Here is a 23998-nt window from a genome sequence, read left to right as displayed (position 1 = left end):
CCGCTGGCGAAATGGGCGTACAGCACGTCGTTGCCGCTCTCACCGAACAACCAGTCGGCGCCGGAGCCACCGGACACCACATCATCGCCCAGGCCAGCGAACATTCGGTCGCTGTAGCTGGTGCCGATCAGCACGTCATTGCTGACGACGGTGGAGAGCAGCCAGTTCGCCGCCCCCACATCAGCGGCGTTCAGGCCGGAAAGGATCAGCTTCGAGGGGGACGAAGAGCCATACGTGATGTCGATGGTCCAGGTGCCCCCGCCGGCCGCCAGCAGGCTCTGCACCGTCGCCGCATCGCTGATGCCGATCTGGGTGAAATCCAGCAGGTCACCCTCGGCCACCGAGAAGCCCAGCGCCGTGTCCACGCCGTCGGTGCCGCGTCCCACCACGATGCGGTCTGCGCCCGTGCCGCCGGTGAGCACATCGTCACCCGCGCCGCCGTTCAGCACATCCGCACCTGTACCGCCATCCAGGTTGTCGTTGCCGCCATTGCCGGAGAGCGTGTCGTTGTCGGCCCCGCCCTGCAGCACATCGCTGCCCGCGCCGCCGAACAACTGGTCGTTGCCGGTGCCGCCATCCAGCGTGTCCTTGTCGCTGGATGAGCCCGTGTCGCTGGCGCTGTAGGCATACAGCACATCGTCGCCGCCAAGGCCCGAGATCGAATCGCTCCCGCCCATGCCGCTGATGAAGTCGGCCGATTCGGTGCCTGTCAGCGTCTCGCTGCTGCTGGTTCCAGTGATCACACTGGCCAGGCGCATCCCCGATGTGGGCATGCCCAGCGCGGTCTCGGGTCCCGGGCTGGTCGCGGCCACGGCGGCCATGGCCAGCGGTTCCAGTCCGGTCAATCTGGGCGTTGCGCCGCGGGCTGTCAGGCACATCTCATCAGCGTCGTCGGACGCCATTGGCGCCTGATTCAGCACCGACGGGAGATTGGCCAGAGCCTGGCCACGGACGGTCTTCAGCATGCAATCTCCTCGGGGCTGGAGCGAACGATTCCTCAGGAATCATCCAGTCCACGGGTCGATCGCGCGCCTCCCAGCCCCCCCCAGGCCCGCTTCGAGCGAATGCCGGACACTCGAACGGTCGAGCGCTCAGGTCAAGATGCCTGCCGTCCGCCGTGGCGCACAAGCGCCTTCACATCCGGAAACAATTCTCCAGTGGAGTATAGGAAGGAAACGGTGGCTGTTTGCCATGCACCATCGACCTCCCTAGTTTGACGAATCGGGCCGTGTCCCAACCCGCGACGCAGGTCCACAGCGCGAAAGAGATTGGGGTGCGCGCTACTTGGCCTGCCACCGCGGAGAGCTGGGTCGAAACAGGGTCGCTGAGTGACTGCAGACCTTCAAGCTGCTTGTAGCGCCATGGCCAATGAACCGGTGGTCTTGCCGGAGTTGATCGGTCCGATGAACGCGGTCGCGTCGCCCAGGTCCAGGGACATGCCCTTCTAGACCACCGGCTTGCGCGCGGCGCGCGCGACAAAGCGCGCCGGATCGATCGCATCCATCAGGCTGGCGGCCAGCGGCACCGGGGCGCCGGTGATCCAGGCGGCCAGCACCTCGCCCAGCAGCGGCGCCATCGTCAGCCCGCGCGAGCCCAGCGCGGTGAGCAGGTACAGGCCCTCGACGCGTGGCACCTGACGCGGCTGCTCTTGACGGCGCGCCCCGGCGCGCTGCAATGCATCCGCCGGCACCGGGCCGACCAGCGGCAGGCGGTCATCGGCGGCCAGGCGCCAGCCGACCTTGCCTTGCAGCGCCGGATGCTCGGCCAGCGTGGCATCCAGTGGCGTGCCGGTGAGCTCGGCGATACGCGCCAGGTTGCGGCGATGGTCGTCCACCCGCACGGCCGGGTCGGTGTCGCCCGGCTGCGAGGTGGCGCCGCACAGCAGGCCGCCGCCCAGCGACGGCGGCAGCGCGATCAGGTAGCCGCCACTGGCCAGCGGCAGGGACGGGTGTGGCAGGCCCGCGGCCAGGGCCGGCGGCAGCAGGCTGACCTGGCCGCGTTGTCGGCCCAGCGGCCAGGCGGCGGAATCGGGATGCGCCTGGCTCAACAGCGCCAGGCCATCGGAGGCGCCGGCCACCACCGCGACATCGGCCTCGGCCAGCATACGTCCCTGGGCATCCAGAGCCTGCCACTGCGCATCGTGGCGTGCCAGCGCCACCACATCGGCCTCGTTCCGCACGGTGATGCCGGGCGCCGACAGCAGGTGGCCCACCAGCGCCGGTGGACTGACCCAGCCGCCGCCGGGGTACAGCCACTGCGCCCGCGGCAGCGGCAGGCCCGCCCGCTGACTGGCCATGTCCGCTGACAGCGCCTGCACAAAACCAGCGGGCAGGCCCAGGCGGTCGGCCAGGGCCTGCAGGGCCTCGGCCGATTCGTCGCCGCCGCCGCGCAACAGGCCGCCCACGGCGCCGGGCAGGGCCTCGGTGCCCACCACGCCCTGCAGCCGCTGTGCGGTGCGCAGCGCGGCCGCGCGCAGCAACTGCGCATGCGCGCCGTCGTGCGAGTGCAGCACGCCGTGGAACAGCCCGGCGCGGTTGGACGAGGTTTCCTGCGCCGGTGCGCTGCGGCGTTCCAGCACCGTCACGGTCAGCCCTTCGCGGGCCAGCGCGTCGGCCGCCGCCGCGCCGGCCACGCCGGCACCAATCACCAGCGCGCTGCGGGCCCGTGGCGCCTGGCGGCGGCCGGGTGGGGGCGCAGCACGTCGCTGCGCGCCGGTGAAACGCGCCACGCTGATCTCGCGCTTGCCGCCCAGACCGGGTTGGCGCTCGACGCTGAAGCCGGCCGACGCCAGGCCCTCGCGCACATCGCGCGCCACGCTCCAGGTGGCGGCGGTGGCGTCCGCTGCGGCCAGGCGGGAGAGCGCCGGGTACAGGCGCGCGTCCCACATCGCCGCGTTCTTCGCCGGGGCGAAGCCGTCCAGGTAGAAGGCATCGACCTCGGCCACCAGTTCGGGCAGCCAGTCCTTGATATCGCCCAGCGCCAGCAGCAGGCGCATGCGGCCGTCCTCAAAATCCAGCGTGTGCAGGTCGGGCGTCAGTGGCGGCCAGGTGGCGAGCAGTTCGCGGGCCAGTTCGGGTGCGTCGCTGCTGGCGTGGGCCAGGGCCAGGTCCTCGGCCCGCAGCGGGTGCTTCTCGATCGAGACAAAGATCAGCCGCTCGGGGCGCTGCGGATCGTCGCGCCAGGCCTGCCAGGTGGCCAGGAAGTTGTTGCCCAGGCCGAAGCCGGTCTCCAGCACCACGAAGCGCTGGCGGCCGCGCCAGCGCTGCGGCAGGCCGTTGCCGGCCAGAAAGACATGGCGCGCCTGCGTGAAGGCGCCGGCGCGCGGGTGGTAGACATCGCCAAAGGCCGGTGCGTAGGGCAGCCCTTCGAACCCGGGCTGGTCGAGGCACAACTCGCCCACCACGATGGGCGAGGTCTTCATGGCGTCGCGCGCGCGGCCAGCCAGCGCAGCAGCGGCTCGCGCACGCCGTCCAGCGCGCGGTAGGCCAGCACCGCGGGGCTCATGCTGGCCAGCGTGTCGTGCAGCGCCTGGGCGCGCGCGGGCGTGTCGACCGCCTCGGCCAGCGGGCGCACCTGCACGCCGATCGTGAACACCGCCTGCTGCAGCGCTGGCAGCGGGATGAAGCACTGATGCTCGGTGCGAAACCAGGCATCGCCCGGGCGCCCCGGGTCCAGGTCGCGCGGCCAGGCGTGCGGCGCGCGGTCGGGGTGGCCGTGCAGCCACGGCGAATCGGTGATCGTCCAGACGAAGCGCTCCCAGGCGTCCGGGCCGCAGACCAGCTTCATCAGGTGGGCACCGGCCTGGCGCACGATGTCGGCGTCGGCCACCGGAGCGTGGGCCTCGGCAAAGCGCCGGCCGATCTTGTCGCGCGGTGCCCAGTGCGAGGGCAGGCACACCGCCAGCCAGGCCAGGCTGCCGTCGCGGCCGTCGACCAGGGCCAGGTCTTCGGCAAAAGCCAGCGCCAGCAGCGCGCTGCGGCGCAGCGGGGCGGGCAGCGCGGCCAGGGCGCGGGCGGGCTCGGCCCAGGCGCCAGGATCGGCCTGCAGCGTGCCGTCGGGCGCGACCGTGCAGCCCAGCACCGGGGCGTGCCAGCGGCCATCGGGCAGGGTCTGCCAGGCGCTTGGATGGGCCTGCGCGGCATGGTCGGCCAGGGCAGCCAGCGCCGGTGTGGGGTCGGTGCCCGGGGCGCTCAGCAGGGCCTCGGTCGGCCAGCGCTGCAGCACGGCCACCTTCTCACGCAGGTGGCGCGAGCCAGCGGCGACCGGGGTCAGCTGGGGCGTGTCGGCCGCCAGCCGCCGCAGCCCGGGCTGCATCCGGAACGGGGCCTTCACCGTGTATTCGAAATCAAAGGACAGGGCCATGGTGGACAAGAAAAAGGGCACCTGAGAAGGTGCCCATGATGCCTGCCCGGACCGCGCCGGGCGCTGCGCCGCGTCAGGCGCGCTTGCGGTACTCGTGGGTGCGGGTGTCGATTTCGATCTTGTCGCCGTTTTCCACGAACAGCGGCACGGCGATCTCGAAGCCGGTGCCGACGATGCGGGCGGGCTTCATGACCTTGCCCGAGGTGTCGCCCTTGACGGCCGGCTCGGTCTCGATCTCGCGCACCACGGTGGTGGGCATTTCGACCGAGATGGCCTTGCCGTCATAGAAGACGACCTGCACCGGCATGTTGTCTTCCAGGTAGCTCACGGCGTCGCCCATGTTCTCGGCCTCGACCTCGAACTGGTTGTACTCGGCGTCCATGAAGACGTACATCGGGTCGGCGAAGTAGGTGTAGGTGCAGTCCTTGGTGTCCAGGACGATCTGCTCCATCTTGTCGTCGGCCTTGAAGACCACTTCGGCGCCGGCGCCGTTGAGCAGGTTCTTCATCTTCATGCGCACGGTGGCGGCGCCGCGGCCGCCGCGGCTGTATTCAGTGCGCAGCACGACCATCGGGTCCTTGCCCTGCATGATCACGTTGCCGGCGCGGATTTCCTGAGCGAGTTTCATGGTGCTTCTTCCAGCTTGTTCCAGTAATGGGGGCCTGGGCCCGTGCCTTGGCGCGCCCTGGCGTTTCAGGAGCTTGGCCGGCGGTTTTTCGCAAAGCCTTGAATTTTAACGCCTTTCGGTGACGAAGGCGAGGAGCTGCGTTGTCAGGTCGACCTGGGTCAAGAGCCGGGCGCGCCAGCGCCGGGCCAGCGCCTGCCAATCGGCCAGCGGCGGCAGTGGGTCCAGCCCGTCCTGGCCGAAGCCGTTCCAGGCCCGGAAGGCCTGCGTGACGGCCTGCGCCAGCGTCGGCGGCTCGTCCTTCAGCAGGTGCTGCAGGAAGGCCGCCAGCTTGGTCTCGTGCGCGCCATCGTCCTGCACGTAGAGCTGCCACAGGAAAGGCCGGCCGGCCCACTGGGCGCGCACGGCACTGTCTTCACCGCGCACCAGGTTCAGGTCGCACACCGCCAGCAACTGGTCGTAGGCTGGTTGCGGCAACCAGGGCAGGGCGGCGCTGCGCACGCCGGGCGGCAGTGCGCGGCCCTGCAGCGCGGCGCTGGCGGCGCCTGGCGTGGTGAGCAGCAGCGTGGGCGCATCGGCCAAGGCGGCCAGCAGGCGATCCACCGGCGCCCCGGGGTAGCAGAACAGGCTGACCAGGCGCTCGTCCGGGCGGACCTGCAGGCCCTGCTCGGCCAGCCAGTTGGCGCGCGCGGTGGCGTCCAGGGCCTCGATGCGGCCAGGTTCGCGCAGCAGACCGCCGGTGGCGGACGTGAAGCCGGGGTAGAAGAACCACTTGGTCAGGCCGGCGCCCGGGCCGCTCATCACCGGTGAGCGCAGGCCGTGGCTGCGCTCCACATAGGGCTCGGCACTGAGGTACTCCAGGTTGATCCAGACCGACGGGCGCGGCGCCGCTGCCATCGTGGCAACGAAGGCGGCCGGCGGGTTGCAGCCAAAGGCCTCGATGACCACCTCGCCCGGGGCTGGCGGGTCGTCCTCGCGCCAGTGCAGCACCTCCACGCCCGCATGGCCCAGCGGCGCCATCCAGGCCAGTGCGGCGGCCTCGTCCACCCACAGACGCACCCGCTGGCCGCGCTGGGCCAGGTCCACCGACAGACGCCAGCACACACCCAGGTCGCCATGGTTGTCGATCACGCGGCAGAAGATGTCCCAGAGCGGTGCGGCCATGGGGCGATTATCGAAGGGCACAATGCGCGGCTGCATGGAAGTCCCCGAGCCGTCCCCCGCTGTCACCGAAGCCGCCGAGGCACGCGCCCAGCAGGCGCTGGTCGATGCTGCCGCCGCCGCGCGCGAGCGCCTGCTGGCCGAAGTGGCGGCGCTGCCGGCGTTGCCGGGCGTCTACCGCTACTTCGATGCGCGCGACAACGTGCTCTACGTGGGCAAGGCGCGCGAGCTGAAGAAGCGCGTCTCGAGCTACTTCCAGAAGGACCACGGCGGCACCCGCATCGGCCTGATGGTGGCGCGCATTGCGCGCCTGGAGACCACGGTGGTGCGCACCGAGGCCGAGGCGCTGCTGCTCGAGAACAACCTGATCAAGGCGTTGAACCCCAAGTTCAACATCCTGTTCCGCGACGACAAGAGCTACCCCTACGTCAAGATCACCGGCGGCGGCTTCCCGCGCGTGGCTTACTACCGCGGCGCGGTGGACCGCAAGCACCGCTACTTCGGGCCCTACCCGGGTGCGGGTGCGGTGCGCGAGGCGATCCAGCTGATCCAGAAGGTCTTCCGCCTGCGCACCTGCGAGGACACGGTCTTCGCCAACCGCTCACGGCCCTGCCTGCTCTACCAGATCCGCCGCTGCTCGGGCCCCTGCGTGGGGCTGATCACGGCCGAGGACTATGCCCGCGACGTGCGCGACACCGAGCGCTTTCTGCTGGGCGACGAGCAGCAGGTGGTGGCCGACCTGCAGGCGCAGATGATGGCCTTGGCCGACGCGCTGGAGTACGAGAAGGCCGCCGAGGTCCGCAACCGCCTGAGCGCACTGGCCAAGGTGCAGCACCAGCAGGCGGTGGACGAGAGCAGCCTGTCCTCGGCCGGCCGCGAGGTGGACGTGCTGGCGGTCAAGGTGGCCGGCGGGCGTGCCTGCGTCAACCTGGCGATGGTGCGTGGCGGCCGGCACCTGGGCGACCGGGCCTTCTTCCCGGCCCATGTGGAAGACGCCACCGCGCTGGCCGGCGGTGACGAGGACACGCGCAGCCCCGAACAGCAGGTGCTCGATGCCTTCATCGCCCAGCACTACCTGCAGGGTACGCCGCCGCCGCTGCTGGTCACCAGCCATGCGGTGGACAAGGGCCTGCTGGCCGCATTGACCGAATCCACCGGCGTGAAGATCGCCGCCCAGCACCAGCCGCGCGAGCAGCGCCGCATCTGGCTGGAGATGGCCCAGACCGGGGCCGACCTGGCACTGGCCCGCCTGCTGGCCGAGGAAGGCTCGCAGCGCGAGCGCACCCGGGCGCTGATCGACGCGCTGGACCTGGCGATCGATGATCCGGATACCTTCCGTGTCGAATGTTTCGACATCAGCCACACGGCCGGCGAGGCGACCCAGGCATCCTGCGTGGTGTTCCAGGACCACAAGATGAACAACAGCGAGTACCGGCGCTTCAACATCGACAACATCACCCCCGGCGACGACTACGCGGCCATGCGCCAGGTGCTGACCCGCCGCTACGCCAAGCTGGCCGAGCAGGTGGCGGCCGAAGGCGCGCCACCGGCCACCGCGAAGGTCCGCCTGCCCGATGTCGTGCTGGTCGACGGCGGCAAGGGACAGGTGAGCATGGCGCGCGAGGTGTTCAGTGAACTGGGCCTGGACCTGGGCCTGATCGTCGGCGTCGAAAAGGGCGAGGGCCGCAAGGTCGGCCTGGAGGAGTTGGTGTTTGCCGACGGGCGCGAGAAGTTGTCCCTCCCGCCCGACTCCGCCGCGTTGATGCTGGTGGCGCAGATCCGCGACGAGGCGCATCGTTTTGCGATCACCGGCATGCGCAGCAAGCGCGCCAGCGTGCGCACCGGAGGCAGCCGGCTGGAAGACATTGCCGGTGTCGGCCCCAAGAAACGCGCGAAACTGCTGCAGCGGTTTGGCGGCGTGCGCGGGGTGGCGGCGGCCAGCGTCGAGGACCTGCAAGGTGTCGAAGGCATATCAAGAGACTTGGCATTGGAGATTTACCGTGCGCTTCACTGAACCCCAACCGATCGGCTACGCGTTCTGGTCGTCCTGGCGCGGCTGGGCGCTGCTGGCTGCCGTGGGTGGCTCGGCCTGGCTGTCGGGCTGCAAGACGCCGATGCCAGCACCCGCCCCGGCGCCGGTCCCCAGCACCCGACCGGCCCCGGCCCCTGCGCCGGCCGCACCGGCCGCGCGCACCCCGACCGAGTTCCGGCTGCAGGCGGCGCGCCGCCTGGTCGAGGCCAATGCGGGCATGACCTACCTGGAGGACGCGCCTGAGCCGCTGCTGGCCATCCCGGTGCTGGAGGCCGAACTGGACGCCGATGGGCGCATCCTGAAGATCAATGTGCTGCGCTATCCGTCGCAGGCCAAGGACACCACGCAGCTGGCGATCGACGCCATGAAGCGTGGCGCGCCCTACGGCGACATGCGCCGCCTGCCCAAACCCTGGCGCTACACCGAGGCCTTCCTGTTCGACGACAACCGGCGTTTCAAGCCCCGCACGCTCGACGAATGAAGCGCAAGGGCCCGCCTGCAGGCAGAATCAGGCCATGTTCCTGACGATCCCGACGCTGCTGACCTGGGCCCGCATCGTGGCCATCCCGCTGATCATCGGGGTGTTCTACCTGCCGCTGGCCGAGCCCACGCGCAATCTGATCGCGACGGTGATGTTCGTGGTGTTCGCGCTGACCGATTGGCTCGACGGCTGGCTGGCCCGCAAGCTCGACCAGAGCTCGGCTTTCGGCGCCTTCCTCGACCCGGTGGCCGACAAGTTCCTGGTGTGCGCGTCGCTGCTGGTGCTGGTTCACCTGCAGCGGGTGGATGTGCTGATCGCGCTGATCATCATCGGCCGCGAGATCGCCATCTCCTCGCTGCGTGAGTGGATGGCGCAGATCGGTGCCTCGCGCAGCGTCGCGGTGCACATGCTGGGCAAGCTCAAGACCACGGTGCAGATGGTGGCCATCCCCTTTCTGCTGTACGACGCACCGCTGTTCGAGATCATCGACACCCGCCTCTGGGGGCATCTGCTGATCATCGCCGCGGCGGTGCTGACCATCTGGTCGATGGTCTACTACCTGCGCAAGGCCTTGCCCGAGATCCGGGCCAAGGCGCGCTGACGGTGACCGTCTCCGACGCCCAGGCGCGCTGGCTGCGCGCGATGCCGGCCGTGTTCGTGCTGATCTGGAGCACCGGCTTCGTGGTGGCGCGCTTTGGCATGCCGCACGCGCCGCCGTTCTCCTTCCTGTCCTGGCGTTATGCGCTGTCCTGTGTGGCCTTTGCGATGTGGGTGCGCTGGGCCGGCGCCGCCTGGCCGCAAGGGCGCCAGCAGATGCTGCATCTGGCGGTGACTGGCGTGCTGATGCACGGCGGCTACCTGGGGGGCGTGTGGTCGGCCGTGAAGCTGGGACTGGGCGCGGGCACGGCCTCGCTGATCGTTGGCCTGCAACCGGTGTTGACGGCGCTGTGGGTGTCGGCCACCGGCAGCGAGCACCGCGTGTCCGCCCGGCAATGGGCGGGCCTGCTGCTGGGACTGGCCGGGCTGGCACTGGTGGTCTGGCATCGCCTGGGGCTGGGCGAGGCCAGCCTGCCGTCGCTGACCTGGGCCGTGCTGGCGCTGCTGAGCATCACCGCCGGTACGCTCTACCAGAAGCGGCATGTGCAGCCCTGCGACGTGCGCACTGCCAACCTGATCCAGCTGGCCGCTGCGCTCGTCGTGTCGCTGCCTCTGGCGCTGCTGGAGCCTCAGGCCATGGACTGGACTGGCGAACTCATCGGTGCCATGGCCTGGTCGGTGCTGGCGTTGACGCTGGGCGGCAGCTCCTTGCTGTACCTGCTGATCCAGCGTGGCGCCGCCACCCAGGTGGCCAGCCTGATGTACCTGGTGCCGCCCTGCACTGCGGTGCTGGCCTGGGGGCTGTTTGGTGAGGCGCTGGGCCTGCGGGTGCTGGCCGGCATCGGCCTGACGGTGGCCGGTGTGGTGCTGGTGACGCGCTCGCGTTGAGCAGCCGATCACGCCGCGTTGCGGCGGCGCGTCCGGCCCCCCAACGATTAACAACTAGAATGATTTTTCAAGCTTGACACTGTTCAGCGCCACGGCTGTAATCGTTTTTCCGCCGCGCGATGCGGCGCCGAATTCCACCCACGCTCACTGACCTTACAAAGAGGGGGCTCCTTCGTGAACAAGTCTGAACTGATCGACCACATTGCCACCAAGGCCGACATTTCCAAGGCCGCTGCGGGCCGCGCGCTGGACGCGCTGATCGGCGGCGTCAAGACGACGCTGAAGAAGGGTGGCACCGTGTCGATCGTCGGTTTCGGCACCTTTGCCGTCACCAAGCGCGCTGCCCGCACGGGCCGCAACCCGCGCACCGGCGCTGCCATCAAGATCAAGGCGGCCAAGGTGCCGAAGTTCCGTCCCGGCAAGGCCCTGAAGGACGCGCTCTGATCCGCTGCATGCCGGGTGCTTAGCTCAGTTGGTAGAGCGGCGCCCTTACAAGGCGTAGGTCGGCGGTTCGAGCCCGTCAGCACCCACCACCGGGACCTCCAGCCACTTGGCTAGAATCGCGCGCGGCACGCGCTGGACCCGATCACAAGGCGAACTCCGGTTCGCCTTTGTCGTTTCAAGCGTCGCGCGCCGAGCGCTCTCCTCTTGCAAGGTCTTTCATGTTCGAATTCGTCCGCTCGCACACCCGCTTGCTGCAGTTCCTGCTGGTGCTGCTGATCTTCCCCTCCTTCGTGTTCTTCGGGGTGCAGGGCTACTCCAGCTTCGTCGATGGCAGCAACAAGACCGTGGCCGAGGTCAACGGTGCGGCCATCAAGTCCGGCGAGTTCGATGCCGCCCACAAGCAGCAGATCGAGCGCATGACCCAGCAGATGCCGGGCGTCGACGTGAAGCTGCTGGACACGCCCGAGATGCGCACGCGCTCGCTCGACGGCCTGGTGCAGCAGCGCGTGCTGGCCGCGGCGTCTACCAAGGACCACCTGCTGATCTCGGACGAGCGCCTCAAGCGCCTGTTCATCAGTGACCCGCAGTACGCCCAGCTGCGCCGGCCCGACGGCAGTGTCAATGCCGAGATGCTGGCGGCGCAGGGCATGAGCTCCGAGGTCTTTGCCGAGCGCCTGCGCCAGGACTACATGCTGCGCCAGGTGCTGGGCGGCGTCGGTGACAGCAGCTTTGCACCCACCGCCGTCAGCAACGCTGGTGTGTCAGCCCTGCTGGAGCGGCGCGAGATCGCGGTGCACAAGCTCGACGCCAAGGACTACCTCGGCACGGTGCAACCCAGCGATGCCGATGCCGAGGCCTACTACAAGGCCCACCCGGCCCTGTACAAGACACCTGAGAGCGCGCAGATCGAGTACGTGGTGCTGGACCTCGACACGCTGAAGAAGCAGCTGAGCCTCAGCGACGACGACCTGAAAAAGTACTACGAGGAAAACGCCAGCCGCTACACCGCGGCCGAGGAGCGCCGCGCCAGCCACATCCTGGTCAACGCGCCCAAGGACGCGCCGGCCGCCGAGCGCGAGAAGGCCAAGGCCAAGGCGCAATCGCTGCTGGAGCAGGCGCGCAAGAACCCCGCGGGTTTTGCCGAGCTGGCAAAAAAGAACTCCGACGACCCAGGCTCGGCCGCCCAGGGCGGTGACCTGGAGTTCTTCGGCAAGGGCGCGATGACCAAGCCCTTCGAGGACGCGGTCTTCTCCATGAAGGACGGCGAGATCGTCGGCCCGGTGGAGACCGAATTCGGGTACCACCTGATCAAGTTGACCGGCGTGCGCGGGGGCAGCAAGAAGCCGTTCGAGGCGGTGCGCGCCGAGATCGTCGAAGAGGTCGGCCGGCAGATGGCTCAGAAGAAGTTCGCCGAGGCAGCCGAGCAGTTCGGCAACCTGGTCTACGAACAGTCCGACAGCCTGCAGCCGGTGGTCGACAAGCTGCGCCTGACGCTGTCCACCGGGGTGGTGGGCCGTGAGCCGGCGCCGGGGGCCAGCGGTCCCTTGGCCTCGCCCAAGCTGCTGGCTGCGGTGTTCGGCAACGAAGTGCTGAACAACAAGCGCAACACCGAGGCGATCGAGACCGGACCGAACCAGCTGGTCTCGGCCCGCATCGTCAAGCACCAGCCGGAAGTGCTGCTGCCGCTGGACGCCGTCAAGGATCGTGTGCTGCAGCGCGTGCGCGCCGAGCAGGCCGCGGCGGCGGCCCGCAAGGACGGCCTGGCGCGCGTTGAAGCCCTCAAGGCCAAGGCAGCCGAGCCGCATGGCGCCACGGTGGCGGTGTCGCGCACCCAGCCGGCGGGTCAGCCGCGGCAGGTGGTCGAGGCGGCGCTGCGTGCCGACCTGGGCCAGGGTGCCGCCGTGGTGGGCGTCGACCTGGGCGAGCAGGGCTTTGCGGTGGTGCAGGTGCTGAAGGTGGTGGACCGCGGCGCCAACGACCCCGATGTCGCCCGTGCCCAGCCCTATGTGGCCCAGGCCCTGGCCGAGGCCGAGACCCTGGCCTACTACGAGGCCCTCAAGCGCCGCTTCAAGACCCGCATCCTCGAGGTGCCGGGCGCGGCCGCATCGGCGGTCAAGTGAGTTGAGCGAGGCCGCGCAGCCAGGGCCCTGATTTCAGGGCTATAATGCGTGGCTCTGCAGTGGTGGCTGTAGCTCAGTTGGTAGAGTCCCAGATTGTGATTCTGGTCGTCGTGGGTTCGAGTCCCATCAGCCACCCCACCTGATTTCCTGGCAATCCCCCCTGATCAACGGCCCCCCAGGCCCAGCCTGGCGGGGCCGTTGCATTTGCCGCATCGCTGGTGCAGGCCGTCCCCCGGGCCCGAGGCCTGCAGGGCTGGCGGCGCTGGCGGCCGTGACCCCGGCGGCCGAGCAGCTTGCCTCGATCGCCCAGTTGGATGCCGGCACCGACCTGGGTTGTGATGCCAGGCTCCCGCGTTGCCATGCCACCAATTCGCTGGTGGCCCGCGACGAGATCAGCAGCCCCTGCATGGTCGTGCAGCAGGCCTTCGACTTCGTGGTCCATGGTGATCTGCTGAGGGATCCGCACTGGCTCAGCGAACGTGGATGGACGAGCATGGCGATCCCTGTCCGGGCGACCCTGGGCTGGGCAGCGCCTGTCAGCGCAGCCTGATCGGCGCCGCCCGCGCGATCGGCAACTTCCGTCGCTGCGTCATGGGCGACTGGGGCAGCGCGGTCTCCTGCGCCGAATGCATCACCCGAGATGCCGGCGCACCGGAGGGCATCGACGGCCTGTCCCGCGTGGTGAACACGACGGCCAGGCGCTGATCAGAAGCCTTCCTTCTCGGCTTCCAGGTAGGCCAGGCTGATGTACTTGCCGATGTTCTGGTCCCAGCCCTTGGTGCGCGCGGCGTGTGTGGCCACGACCGGGTCGGCCAGCACGCGGCGCCTGGCGGCGGCCTCGTCCTCGCCGGCCTTCACCGCGGCCTCGCAGTGGCGGTAGATGCCACCGAACAGTCCGCGCTGATCCGCCAGCAGGCCAGGGCTGGCCGGACCGTGGCCGGGCACCCACAGCGCGCCGACGGCGTCGCGTTCCAAGGCATCGAAGGTCTTGAGCGTGCCGATGTAGCTGCCCTCATCCATGTTGGCGATGCGGCCGTTCATGGCGACGTCGCCGATGCACACCACCCGGTCCTCGACCACCTCGACGCACAGGTCCGACTCGGTATGGGCGCGGCCGTGGTGGTGGATGCGCAGCGTGGTGTCGCCAAAGCGCAGTTCGGCGCCGTGGGCCAGTTCCCGGTTGGGCGCCACCACGCGCGTACCCATCGAGGCGCCGTTGGTCCAGCGCTCCATCAGCGAGCGCCACATGCTGCCTTCGGTGCCCTGGATGCGTTCACGCGCCACGGCGTGGGCATAGATGGGCAGGCCGGCACCGAAAGCCTGGACAAAGGCATCATTGCCCAGGAAGTGGTCGCCGTGGTAGTGGGTGTTGATCACCGCCACCACTGGCTGGTCGGTGAGGCTGCGAAGCCGGCGGATGGCCATCTCGCCGATCTGCACCGAGGCGCCGGTGTCCACCACCACCACGCCGGCACGGGTCATCACGAAGACGATGTTGGCCATCATGCCGCGGTTCTCGGGCGTGGGGAAACCCTCTTGGGCATAGACCATGGCCACGCGCTGGCTCAGGCACTGGAGCGGCTGATCGGGCACCGCCGGGCCTCGAATGAACGCGTCGGCAGCAGCGGCCAGGTCGATGGCGGGTGGCGACAGCAGCGTCGCAGCCGCGCCGAGCAGGGCGCTTCGGCGCGACCACCGGCGGCGGGTGAGCATCTCAGGCGTTGAGGTGACGGGCATGAGGCATTGAATTTTGTAAATAATCATTCAATGATATATGCCATTCAAGCGAGGCAGTCTGCGTGTTCATCCGGATTGGATCAGGCCGCGATCTCGCGTGCGGCGCGTTCGCCGCTGATCACGGCGCCGTTCATGTAGCCGCGGTCGATGTAGGGCGCGGTGTGCTCGCCGGCAAAGTGCACCGCCCCTTGCGCCACCTGCTCATAGCCCCCGTAGTCGGTGAAGGCGCCCGGGCTGTAGTAGCCGTAGGAGCCCATCGCCAGCGGATCGGCCGGCCAGTGGTCGAGGTAGCAATGCCGGGCGATGACCTCGCGCGAGGCGCCAGGGTAGAGACGGTCGATCGCCGCCAGTGTGTCGCGCCGCACCGCCTCAGGCGCCTGGCCATGGGCCGGCGCCCCGGGGTACTCCAGGTTGTTGAAGCAGATGTGGTTGACCGGCGCGCGGGCCTGGAAATTCTCCTGCCACGACCAGCCCGTGGCGGTGTCCGAGATCGCATCGCCGGAGCGGCCCTGGGCTGCCCACACATTGCGCTCGAACTGGAAGTTGAGCTTGCTGTTGCCGCCCAGGCGCTGGCTGCGGATCATCCGCATCATGCGATCGTCGAAGCCTGCCTGCCGCAGATCGATCTGGTTCAGCACTGGCGGCGGCAGGGCGATCACCACCTTGTCGAAGCGCAGGTCGGTGCTGTGGCCACCGGCGTCCAGGCTCAGGCGGACAGTGCCGTCGGGCCGCTGCTTCACAGCCTTGAGGTGCATGCCCAGGCGCACCGTGCCCGGTGGCAGCCGGTCCTGCAACGTGCTGGTGAGCGTGTCCATGCCGCCCGGGATCATCCAGCGCTCGTTCCAGGCCCCCCGGCCCCAGATGTCGGCGTACTGCAGCAGGTAGACCAGTGCGCTCATCTGGTCGATCGTGCCGCCGTAGGAGGGCGCCATCGAGGCGCGCTGGTAGGCCATCAGCACCGGATCGTCCGGGTAGCGGCTGTGCTGCGGCAGGAACTCGGCCACCGTCATTTCGTCCAGCCGGCGCGTCAATGCGTTCGAGCGGTCCCATTGCGGCAGGAAGCCGATGCCTTGCTTCCAGAGGCGGTAGGCCGCAGCACCGTCTTCGCTGACGCGCCGCTCCAGCGCGGCGGGTTGGTGAAACTCACCCAGGAAGTCGTAGAGATAGCCGCCCCTGGGCAGGCGCACCCAGGTGTCAACCATGGGCCACAGGCCCACTTCCCTGGCCAGGGCCAGAACGGCCTGCGCGCGACTGTCGATCGCGCCCGCACCGGCTTCACTGCTGTGGCCGCCGGCCAGGCCCCGACGGGTGCGGACCCGTCCGCCCACACGCTCGGCGGCGTCGAACACCGTCGGGACCCAGCCGGTGAGCCGGTGGATCCGGTAGGCCGCGGTCAGGCCAGCCAGCCCGGCGCCGACGATGGCGATGCGCGGTGCCGTGGCGGCGCGCAGCGCTGGCGCCGTGCTGGCCAGCGCCAGGCCCGCGGCACCCCCGGCCAAGCGCACCGCGTCCGCCAGGAACTGCCGGCGATGACCAGGGTCGCTGCTCAGCGCCTGGGCCAGCTCGTGGCGCCAGCGCAGGGGCTCAGCGTTCGGCGCCAGCCGCGCCTGCGCGCCGCGCAGACGCTGTGCGCGCTCTTCGACCAGTGAGGGCCAGTCCTGTCCAGGGCGGGGCAGGTTGCGCTCGGGGTCGGGATCAAGGAACGGGGGGCGGGGCGTTCTGGCCATGGGCGGCGGCTCCTCTGCACCGCGCCAATCGGGGCTGGCCTGGAGCACAGACCGACGATCGGCCCGCCCGGTCGGCAGCGTTTGCGTGGGACTGTAGAGGAGATCCTCCGCGGCCGCCGGCGATGAACGTGGGGGACGTTACCGGTCGATCGTCAGCTCGCACGCAAACGACCCGCGACGAACTGCAGCGCGGCGCTGTAGCCAAACACCCCCAGCCCGGCGATCACCCCCTCGGCGATGCCGGAGATGTAGGAGTGGTGGCGAAACGCCTCCCGCCGATGCACGTTGCTGACATGCACCTCCACCACCGGGATCGCGACACCGGCCAGCGCGTCGCGCAGCGCCACGCTGGTGTGCGTCCAGCCGCCCGGGTTGATGACGATGAAGGCCGTGCCGTCCAGGCGCGCCGCATGGATGCGGTCGATCATCTGGCCTTCGTGGTTGGTCTGGAAGCACTCGGACTGCAGGCCCAGCGCGCTGGCCTCGGCGGCGAAACGCTGCTCCACGTCGGCCAGCGTGTCAGCGCCGTAGATGTGAGGCTCGCGGGTACCGAGCAGATTGAGGTTGGGACCGTTGAGCAGCAGGACACGCATGGCAGGGTTCTGAAGGGATCAGGTCGACAGCCTAGCATCCTCAGCTGCAGGCCAGGCGGATGTCGTCGGGCACGGGCAGCGCCCGGAGGCGGCCGGTCTGGGGGTCGCGGCCCACGAAGGCGCGCACCTCGCGCGATTCGCACAGCAGCGTGTCGCCGCGCAGCACCCGGTGGCGGTGCACAAAGACCTTGGCGCGCCACTCCTCGACGCTGGTTTCGACAACGATCGACTCGCCGTAGGTGGCGCTGGCCACGAAGCGGGTGTTGATCTCGAGCACCGGCGTGCCGACGATGCCGCGGGTCGTCTCCAGTTCGCGCCAGGGCGGCAGGCCGCAGGCCATGAAGAAGCCCAGTGACGACTGGTCCATCCAGCGCGAGAAATTCGGAAAGAACACGATGCCGGCGGGATCGCAGTCGCCGAAGTGCACCTGCACAGGGTGGTGGTGGAGGCGGCTCATCGGGGTCTCAGGCGGCGGTCGTGGCGGGCGGGGTCAGGTGCGGAATATCGACCAGGCAGATGATGCCGCGCGGCTGGCGCTCCTGCCATTCCACCGTGCCGCCCATGGCCTTGACGCGCTTGCGGATGCCACCCAGGCCCAGGCCATGCGACCACACCGAGGGATTGCGGCCGCTGCCGTCATCGCTGATGCGGATCTGCATGCGGCCTTCGTTCAGCCGGCACTCGATGCGCACCTGGCGTGCCTGGGCATGGGCGATGACGTTGCTGACCAGCTCGCGCAGGATGCGGGTGATCGATGACCACTGCACCATGGACAGCGTCGGGTCGGCGTCGAACTCGGAGTCCCATTCCAGCTCGCAGCGTGCGGCCTGCAGGCGGTGGGTCATGTCGGTCTTCCACTCGGCCGCAGCCAGCGTCAGAGGGTGCTCCTTGGCGGCCAGGCCACGGGTCAGGGTCTTCAGATCCTGCAGCGTATGGCGGACATAGTCCTCCATTTCCTTGCTGGGGGCCTTGTACATCAGGGTCAGCAGACGCGCGCCGATGTCGTCGTGCAGGTCCTGGGCGATGCGGGTGCGCTCCTCGCTGCGCCCGCGCTCCACCGCGCGGTCGTGCGCCAGCGCGCGCATCAACTGCTCGACGATGCGGTCGGCCAGGCGGGCGTCCTCAGGGGTGAACAGACGCTTGCCGCGCTCGGCAAAGCGCAGCGCCACCATGCCCTGCAGGTGCGCCACCTCCACCAGCTTGGGCACCGGCACCAGCAGCACCGCGCCATTGCCGGCGATCCGGGTGAGCTTGCCGTGGCCGCCGACGAACTGCGCTTCCAGGGGCTCGAAGACATTGCGCAGCAGCTCGGTCATGCGGTCGCCAGCGCGCTCGGGGCGGGCCTCCACCTCGCGCGCGATGCGGTAGAGGTGGGTGAACATGCGCTCGGTGGTCAGGGCCCGTGCGCCCATCATCTGGTTGATCAGCCATTGGCGAATGGCGGCGTAGGCGCCCAGCGACAGGAACAGCGACAGCGTCAGCGAGGTGAACTGGCTGAACGAGAACACCGCCACGAACAGCAGATCCACCGAGGTGGCCACCGTGCTGATGCCGGCCAGCATCGCGAACTCGCGCATCACGTGCTGAGAGCGCGACACGAAGGGCACCAGCAGCACCACCGAGGCCAGGAACACGTTCCAGATCATCGGCGCGGCCATCGCCATCGGCTGCACGTCCATCGGCATGCGGTCGACATAGGACACCGACAACGCCAGCAGCAGCAGCGCGCACACCGTGACCGTGGTGAAGCGGCGCATGACCAGCACGAAGGGATGGCGCTCGCGGCTGTACGACCAGCTCAGCAGCAGCACGCAGGCCACGCCCTGGACCAACAGCAGCATGTCGCCCCAGCGCCAGGCCATGGGCTGCAGGTGGCTCGCAAAGGTCGCCGCCGCATAGGCGCCGGTGACCAGCCAGACCGCGGTGGCCAGCAGGCCGCGGCCGGGCAAGCGCAGCGGGTGCCACATCACGGCGGTCAGCACCGCGGCGCCGGTGATGGCGTCGAGCAGCGTGCGCAGCATCGGCTCACTGCCTACCAGCATCACAGGCAGGGCCAGACCGGGCACCGACGCGATGGCCGACAGCAGCAGTTGCGCGGCCTGGGCATGGGCCATCACCGCGTAGAGGAAGTTGCCTTCGCGGGGCTGGACCAGCGGCACGATCCAGCCGACCAGGAACACCACCATCGCGAATGCGCTGAGCAGCCAGAACATCGAGCCCAGCTCGACATAGCCGCGCGGGCGCGAGGCGATCTCCACCCGGCTGCCGTCGCGGAAGACCAGCACCACCTGGCCATCGGCCAGCGCGTGGGCGGCGGTGAGCCGGGCATTGAGCAGGCGCTGGCGCAGCGCCGGGTCGCTGATCCAGCGCGACGAGTGGGTCAGGGCCAGGCTGTTGAAGGGTACCGGCTCGAGGCCGGCGCCGCCCACCGCCAGCAGCTCCTTGCCCATGTGCTCCTTCAGCGCCGGCAGCGGCGAGAAGACCAGCTCCAGCCGGTCGTCATTGCCTTGCCGCCACTCGGCCGCCACATGCGGGTGGTTGGCCATGCTGCGCGCCAGCAGGAAGACCGTCAGGCAGCCGACAATGGCTGCCAACAGCAGCGCATGGCGCCGCCAGCCGATGCGGGGCGTGCCTGCGGCCAGGCCGCTGGGCAGGGTGTCGATCGGGCCGTCGTTGTCGGCCGGCAGGCCCGACGCGGGAAAACGGCTCGAGGGTTGGGTGGAGTCCAGCGGGTTCAGCGCCATCCCGCGATGATGCCCCAGCTTCGGCCTGCGGGCCGAGGCCGTTGACTCAGACCAAACCCTGCTTGCTGGCCAGCACCGCGGCTTCGGCGCGGCTGGAGACGTTGAGCTTGCGGTAAATCGACTTGATGTGGTCGTTCACCGTGAACCACTTGATGCCCATGAGGTTCGCGATCTCCTTGATCGTGAAGCCCTTGCTGAGGTAGGTGAGCACCTCGATCTCGCGCGGGGTCAGGTGAGGCAGGTCGACCGGCTTCTCGATGGGCACGGGCGCCTTGGTGGGACTGCCCAGCGTGCCGATGCCAGGGGCCGGGGGCGGCGGCGCATCGGCCGCCGTGCCATGGCGGAAGTGGGTGAGCAGGCGGCGGGCGATGGCGGGCGACAGCGGCGGCTGGCCCAGCACGATCTTGCGCAGCTCCTCGACCAGCACCTCGAAGCGGTCTTCCTTCAGCAGGTAGCCGTCGGCACCGCACTGCAGCGCCGGGAACAGGTGCTCGTCGTCCGAGTACAGCGTGGTGACCACCTTGGTAGCCGGGTACTGGCCCAGGTCGGCCAGCAGCTCCAGGCCGTTGCCGTCGGGCAGTTCCAGGTCAACCAGCATCAGCTTGAACGGGTCGGCGCCGTGCAGGCCACCCGGGCCGGTCAGGGCGATCTGCCGCCGCGCGGTCTCCAGATCGCCCGCTTCGGTGATCGTGATCGGATCACTGAATGCCTCGCGCAGCACACGCGACAGGAAATCCCGGGCGACCGGGTTGTCTTCGAGTATCAGAACCTTGACCGACATGGCGACCTCTCGACAGGCCACCAGGACCCGCGCTATCCACGACGGCCGCCATGCTAGCAGGCGGTCGCCTCGGACAGTGGCCCTGTATGGGGGACAGCGGCGGCGATCTCAGCCTGGCTGGACCATCACCAGCTTGCCGCGCACCTGGCGCGCCGCCAGGCGACGGAAGGCCTCCCCCAGCTCGGCCAGGGGCAGCTGGCTGTCGATCAGCGGCCGCACCCGGCCTTCGGCGTACCACCCGGCCAGCTGCGCCAGGCCGCGGGCGCTGGCGGCCGGCTCGCGGCGCACGAATTCGCCCCAGAACACGCCCACCAGGGACGCGCCCTTGAGCAGCGGCAGGTTCAGCGGCAGCGTCGGGATGCCGCCGGCCGCAAAGCCCACCACCAGGTAGCGGCCGCGCCAGGCGATCGAGCGGAAGGCCGCCTCGGCCAGATCGCCGCCCACCGGGTCGTAGACCACATCGGGGCCACGCCCGCCGGTCAGCGCCTTCAGGCGTTCGCGCAGGTCCTCGCTGGCGTAGTCGATGGTCTCGTCGGCGCCGATCTCGCGGCAGAAGGCCACCTTGTCGGCGCCGGCGGCGCCAGCGATCACCCGCGCGCCCGCCGCTTTCGCGATCTGCACCGCCGCGGTGCCCACGCCGCCTCCGGCGCCCAGCACCAGCACGGTCTCGCCGGCCTGCAGCGCGCCGCGATCGATCAGCGCGTGGTGCGAGGTGCCATAGGTGAAGGCGAAGGCCGCACCATGCTCGAAAGGCATGCCCGCGGGCAGCGGCAGCAGCCGCGCCTCATCGACCAGCGCATGGGTGGCGAAGCCACCGGTGCCGGCCAGCGCGATCACCCGGTCGCCGACCTTCAGCCGCGTCACGCCGTCGCCCACGGCCTCGACCACGCCGGCGAACTCGGCGCCGGGCACGAAGGGGTAGGGCGGCTTGTGCTGGTACTTGCCCTGGGTGATCAGCAGATCAGGGAAGTTCAGGCTGGCCGCGCGAATCGCCACCCGCGCCTGGCCCGGGCCGGGTTCGGGCGTGGCCTGCTCGGTCCAGCGCAGGGCCTCGGGTCCGCCATCGTTGCTGCAGATCCACGCGTGCATGGCTTGTCTCCTGTCAAAGGTCGTCGTGGGGCGCGATGATAGGCAGGCGCGGTGCGCGGCGGCGTCACCCTGGCGACGCGTCCCTACAATCGGTGCGCATGCGCATCCTCATTGCCAACGACGACGGCTACCTGGCCCCCGGCATCGCCGCTCTGGTGCGGGCCTGCCAGGGCCTGGGCGAGATCGACGTCATCGCCCCGGAGCAAAACGCCAGCGGCACCTCCAATGCCCTCAGCCTGAACCGGCCATTGTCGGTCTATGCCGCCCAGGGCGAGCACCTGAGGGGCGTGCGCTATGTGAACGGCACGCCCTCCGACTGCGTCCACATCGCCCTGACCGGGCTGCTGCCGCAGCGGCCCGATCTGGTGCTCTCGGGCATCAACCAGGGCGCCAACATGGGCGACGACACGCTGTACTCGGGCACCGTGGCGGCGGCCATGGAGGGTTATCTGTTCGGCATACCAGCCATCGCCTTCTCGCAGGTGGACAAGGGCTGGGTCGAGCTGGATGCTGCCGCACGCACCGCGCGCCGGGTGGTCGAGTCGGTGCTGGCCCAGCGCCAAAGCGGCACCTGGGCCGCGCCCTTTCTGCTCAATGTGAACATCCCTAACCACCCGCAGGCCGACACGCTGCCCTGGCAGGTCACCCGCCTGGGTCGGCGCCATGCCAGCGAGCCGGTGATCCGCCAGCAAAGTCCGCGCGGCGAGACGGTTTACTGGATCGGCCCGGCCGGCGATGCGCGCGAAGCGGGCGATGGCACCGATTTCCACGCCACGGCCCAGGGCCGCGTGTCGATCACCCCGCTGCAGGTGGACCTGACCGACCACGCCCGTCTGGGTGACTGGTCCGCGCGCCTGGCGCGGCCATGACCAAGTCGCGCACCGGCCGTTTCCCGGCGTCGCTGGATGCGGTGGCCCCTGGCGCTCGCGCCGGGGCCGGCGCCACGCTGCGCCCACAGCGCCCGCTGGCCGAGGCCGCGCGCGACCAGCGCCAGCAGACCACCCCCACCGGGCTGGGCCTGGACGGCACGGCGGTGCGCTCGCGCATGGTCGACCGGCTGCGCGCCGACGGCGTGGTCTGCGAGCCGGTGCTGCAGGCCATGGCGGCGGTGCCGCGGCACCGGTTTGTCGATTCTGCTTTGGCCAACCAGGCCTACGAAGACACCAGCCTGCCGATCGGCCTGGGGCAGACCATCTCCAAGCCCTCGGTGGTGGCGCGCATGCTGGAGTGGTGCTTCCTGGGCGAGACCGCCCGGGCCCGAGGCCACCTGGGCCAGGTGCTGGAAATCGGCACCGGCTGCGGCTACCAGGCGGCGGTGCTGGCAGCACTCTCCCGGCATGTGGTCTCGATCGAGCGCCTGGGTCCGCTGCACCAGCTGGCCCGCAGCCACCTGAGCACCCTGGGCGTGCACCCTGTGCGCTTGATCCACGGCGACGGCATGCGGGGTCACGCCCCCGGTGGCCCCTATGACACGATCGTCGCCGCCGCCGGTGGCGAGGACCTGCCGCCTGCCTGGCTGGAGCAGCTGGCCCTGGGTGGCCGCCTGGTCGCGCCGGCCCTGGCGGCCGATGGCCGCAGCCAGGTGCTGGTGATCGTCGACCGCCGTGCCGACGGCTGGCAACGCACCGTGGGAGAGACGGTGCAGTTCGTCCCCTTAAAATCGGGTATTGCATGAACCAGGGAAGTTCCATGACCGACGCGCTGCGGCCGCTCCTTCGCCGGACACTGATGATCGGGCTGGCGACGCTGCTGGTGGCCTGCTCGGCCACCCGGCCGCCTGCCCCCGTGGAGGATCGCTCGGCCGGCCGCGCTGTGCGTCCGGTGGCCGACGTGCCCAAGGCGGCGACTGCGGCTTCGGCGCCAGCCTCGGCACCGGTCGAGGTCAAGCCTGGCAGCTACGTGGTCAAACCCGGCGACACGCTGATGCGCATCGCGCTGGAAAACGGCCAGGGCTGGCGCGACATTGCCCGCTGGAACGGCATCGAGAACCCCAACCTGATCGAGGTGGGGCAGGTGTTGCGCGTGGCGCCGCCGGACGGCCCGGCCGTGGCCGCCAAGCCGGTGACCGCGCCCAAGCTGGACGCCAAGCCGCTGCCCGGCGCGGCCTCAGCCGCAGCCAGCGCAGCCGCCAGCGCGTCCGCCCCCACCACACCGCCGCCGGCCCCGCTGCCCAAGGAAGCCGATGACGACATTCCCTGGGGCTGGCCGGCTGCCGGCCCCGTGATCAGCGCCTTCGACGAGGCCCGCAGCAAGGGGCTGGGCATTGGTGGTCGCGCCGGTGATCCGGTGTTGGCCGCGGCCGATGGCCGCGTGGTCTATGCCGGCTCCGGTCTGCGTGGCTATGGCAACCTGGTGATCGTCAAGCACAACGCCACCTATCTCACCGCCTACGCCCACAACCAGACGCTGCTGGTCAAGGAGGACCAGGCGGTGCGCAAGGGCCAGAAGATCGCCGAAATGGGCAACACCGACGCCGAGCGGGTGCAGCTGCACTTCGAGATCCGGCGCCAGGGCAAGCCGATCGATCCGGCGCGGCTGCTGCCCTCGCGCTGAGCGGCTGCCCACCGATCCGGGGCCGCCTGCGGGCGGCCTCGGCGTTGATAGGCCCACCGACAAT

Annotated in this window: 22 protein-coding genes and 2 tRNA genes; 12 read left to right on the top strand and 12 right to left on the bottom strand. The window is 69.8% G+C overall.

Going from position 1 to position 23998, the window contains the following annotated elements; all coding sequences use genetic code 11:
• The 5 genes from KAK06_RS20925 to earP form a co-directional block, all read right to left on the bottom strand.
• Positions 1 to 965, bottom strand: a 965-nt coding sequence (locus KAK06_RS20925) for a calcium-binding protein (RefSeq protein WP_310741133.1), incomplete at its 3' end; no start/stop codon positions are given.
• Between the two features lie 479 nt (positions 966 to 1444).
• Entirely contained in the window at positions 1445 to 3421 is a 1977-nt protein-coding gene (mnmC, locus tag KAK06_RS20920; protein ID WP_210804111.1) for a bifunctional tRNA (5-methylaminomethyl-2-thiouridine)(34)-methyltransferase MnmC2/FAD-dependent 5-carboxymethylaminomethyl-2-thiouridine(34) oxidoreductase MnmC1, read from the bottom strand.
• Positions 3418 to 4362 carry a heme-dependent oxidative N-demethylase subunit alpha family protein gene (locus tag KAK06_RS20915; RefSeq protein ID WP_247653028.1) on the bottom strand — a complete coding sequence of 315 codons (945 nt, stop codon included), beginning with the start codon at positions 4360 to 4362 and terminating at the stop codon, positions 3418 to 3420. Before KAK06_RS20915 ends, mnmC begins: the two co-directional genes overlap by 4 nt.
• A 73-nt stretch (positions 4363 to 4435) precedes the next feature.
• Positions 4436 to 4990: an elongation factor P gene (efp, locus tag KAK06_RS20910; RefSeq protein ID WP_210804109.1), complete on the bottom strand. Its 555-nt coding sequence runs from the start codon at positions 4988 to 4990 to the stop codon at positions 4436 to 4438.
• Between the two features lie 105 nt (positions 4991 to 5095).
• Positions 5096 to 6151, bottom strand: a complete 1056-nt coding sequence (gene earP / locus KAK06_RS20905; RefSeq protein ID WP_210804108.1) for an elongation factor P maturation arginine rhamnosyltransferase EarP — start codon at positions 6149 to 6151, stop codon at positions 5096 to 5098.
• Positions 6152 to 6185: 34 nt separating this feature from the next.
• Between earP and uvrC the strand changes: the two genes are divergently transcribed.
• From uvrC to KAK06_RS20860, 9 genes are all read left to right on the top strand, one after another.
• A complete protein-coding gene (gene uvrC / locus KAK06_RS20900) occupies positions 6186 to 8162 on the top strand; it encodes an excinuclease ABC subunit UvrC (protein ID WP_210804107.1) in 1977 nt (658 codons plus the stop codon).
• Positions 8149 to 8661, top strand: coding sequence for a hypothetical protein (locus KAK06_RS20895; RefSeq protein WP_310741132.1), 513 nt, complete (start codon positions 8149 to 8151; stop codon positions 8659 to 8661). The genes uvrC and KAK06_RS20895 overlap by 14 nt, the downstream gene beginning before the upstream one ends.
• A 34-nt stretch (positions 8662 to 8695) precedes the next feature.
• A complete protein-coding gene (gene pgsA / locus KAK06_RS20890; RefSeq protein ID WP_210804106.1) occupies positions 8696 to 9262 on the top strand; it encodes a CDP-diacylglycerol--glycerol-3-phosphate 3-phosphatidyltransferase in 567 nt (188 codons plus the stop codon).
• A gap of 2 nt (positions 9263 to 9264) precedes the next feature.
• A complete protein-coding gene (locus KAK06_RS20885; RefSeq protein ID WP_375140906.1) occupies positions 9265 to 10146 on the top strand; it encodes a DMT family transporter in 882 nt (293 codons plus the stop codon).
• Between the two features lie 174 nt (positions 10147 to 10320).
• Positions 10321 to 10590, top strand: coding sequence for an HU family DNA-binding protein (locus KAK06_RS20880; RefSeq protein WP_210804105.1), 270 nt, complete (start codon positions 10321 to 10323; stop codon positions 10588 to 10590).
• Positions 10591 to 10603: 13 nt separating this feature from the next.
• Positions 10604 to 10679, top strand: a tRNA-Val gene (locus tag KAK06_RS20875).
• A gap of 129 nt (positions 10680 to 10808) precedes the next feature.
• Positions 10809 to 12710, top strand: coding sequence for a peptidylprolyl isomerase (locus KAK06_RS20870; protein ID WP_210804104.1), 1902 nt, complete (start codon positions 10809 to 10811; stop codon positions 12708 to 12710).
• 62 nt (positions 12711 to 12772) lie between these two features.
• Positions 12773 to 12848, top strand: a tRNA-His gene (locus KAK06_RS20865).
• Between the two features lie 133 nt (positions 12849 to 12981).
• A complete protein-coding gene (locus KAK06_RS20860) occupies positions 12982 to 13260 on the top strand; it encodes a hypothetical protein (RefSeq protein ID WP_210804103.1) in 279 nt (92 codons plus the stop codon).
• 155 nt (positions 13261 to 13415) lie between these two features.
• Here the strand turns inward: KAK06_RS20860 and KAK06_RS20855 are convergent, their stop codons facing one another.
• The 7 genes from KAK06_RS20855 to KAK06_RS20825 form a co-directional block, all read right to left on the bottom strand.
• Positions 13416 to 14447: an MBL fold metallo-hydrolase gene (locus tag KAK06_RS20855; protein WP_210804102.1), complete on the bottom strand. Its 1032-nt coding sequence runs from the start codon at positions 14445 to 14447 to the stop codon at positions 13416 to 13418.
• Positions 14448 to 14527: 80 nt separating this feature from the next.
• Positions 14528 to 16174: a flavin monoamine oxidase family protein gene (locus KAK06_RS20850; RefSeq protein WP_210804101.1), complete on the bottom strand. Its 1647-nt coding sequence runs from the start codon at positions 16172 to 16174 to the stop codon at positions 14528 to 14530.
• 152 nt (positions 16175 to 16326) lie between these two features.
• Entirely contained in the window at positions 16327 to 16767 is a 441-nt protein-coding gene (gene aroQ, locus KAK06_RS20845; RefSeq protein ID WP_210804100.1) for a type II 3-dehydroquinate dehydratase, read from the bottom strand.
• Positions 16768 to 16807: 40 nt separating this feature from the next.
• Positions 16808 to 17224: an acyl-CoA thioesterase gene (locus KAK06_RS20840; RefSeq protein ID WP_210804099.1), complete on the bottom strand. Its 417-nt coding sequence runs from the start codon at positions 17222 to 17224 to the stop codon at positions 16808 to 16810.
• Between the two features lie 7 nt (positions 17225 to 17231).
• On the bottom strand, positions 17232 to 19511 hold the full coding sequence (locus KAK06_RS20835; RefSeq protein WP_210804098.1) for a sensor histidine kinase: 2280 nt from the start codon (positions 19509 to 19511) through the stop codon (positions 17232 to 17234).
• A gap of 46 nt (positions 19512 to 19557) precedes the next feature.
• Complete coding sequence (locus tag KAK06_RS20830; RefSeq protein ID WP_210804097.1) at positions 19558 to 20292, bottom strand: LuxR C-terminal-related transcriptional regulator; 735 nt, start codon at positions 20290 to 20292, stop codon at positions 19558 to 19560.
• A 108-nt stretch (positions 20293 to 20400) separates the two neighbouring features.
• Positions 20401 to 21381 (bottom strand): NADPH:quinone oxidoreductase family protein, encoded by a 981-nt coding sequence (locus KAK06_RS20825; protein ID WP_210804096.1) that lies wholly within the window; start codon positions 21379 to 21381, stop codon positions 20401 to 20403.
• 98 nt (positions 21382 to 21479) lie between these two features.
• Here KAK06_RS20825 and surE point away from each other — a divergent pair, with 98 nt between their 5' ends.
• From surE to KAK06_RS20810, 3 genes are read left to right on the top strand one after another with little or no spacing between them, the layout of a single operon-like run.
• The gene (gene surE, locus KAK06_RS20820; protein WP_210804095.1) at positions 21480 to 22250 is read left to right on the top strand and encodes a 5'/3'-nucleotidase SurE; all 771 of its coding nucleotides are present in this window, start codon (positions 21480 to 21482) and stop codon (positions 22248 to 22250) included.
• Positions 22247 to 23056, top strand: a complete 810-nt coding sequence (locus KAK06_RS20815; protein ID WP_210804094.1) for a protein-L-isoaspartate(D-aspartate) O-methyltransferase — start codon at positions 22247 to 22249, stop codon at positions 23054 to 23056. The genes surE and KAK06_RS20815 overlap by 4 nt, the downstream gene beginning before the upstream one ends.
• The gene (locus tag KAK06_RS20810) at positions 23053 to 23934 is read left to right on the top strand and encodes a peptidoglycan DD-metalloendopeptidase family protein (protein WP_375140905.1); all 882 of its coding nucleotides are present in this window, start codon (positions 23053 to 23055) and stop codon (positions 23932 to 23934) included. The genes KAK06_RS20815 and KAK06_RS20810 overlap by 4 nt, the downstream gene beginning before the upstream one ends.
• Positions 23935 to 23998: the final 64 nt, after the last annotated feature.

This window comes from Ideonella aquatica, from assembly GCF_018069755.1.
GTDB lineage: Bacteria > Pseudomonadota > Gammaproteobacteria > Burkholderiales > Burkholderiaceae_C > Ideonella > Ideonella aquatica.
Note: the sequence above shows the minus strand (reverse complement) of the source record. Positions and strands in the feature narration are given on the sequence as shown.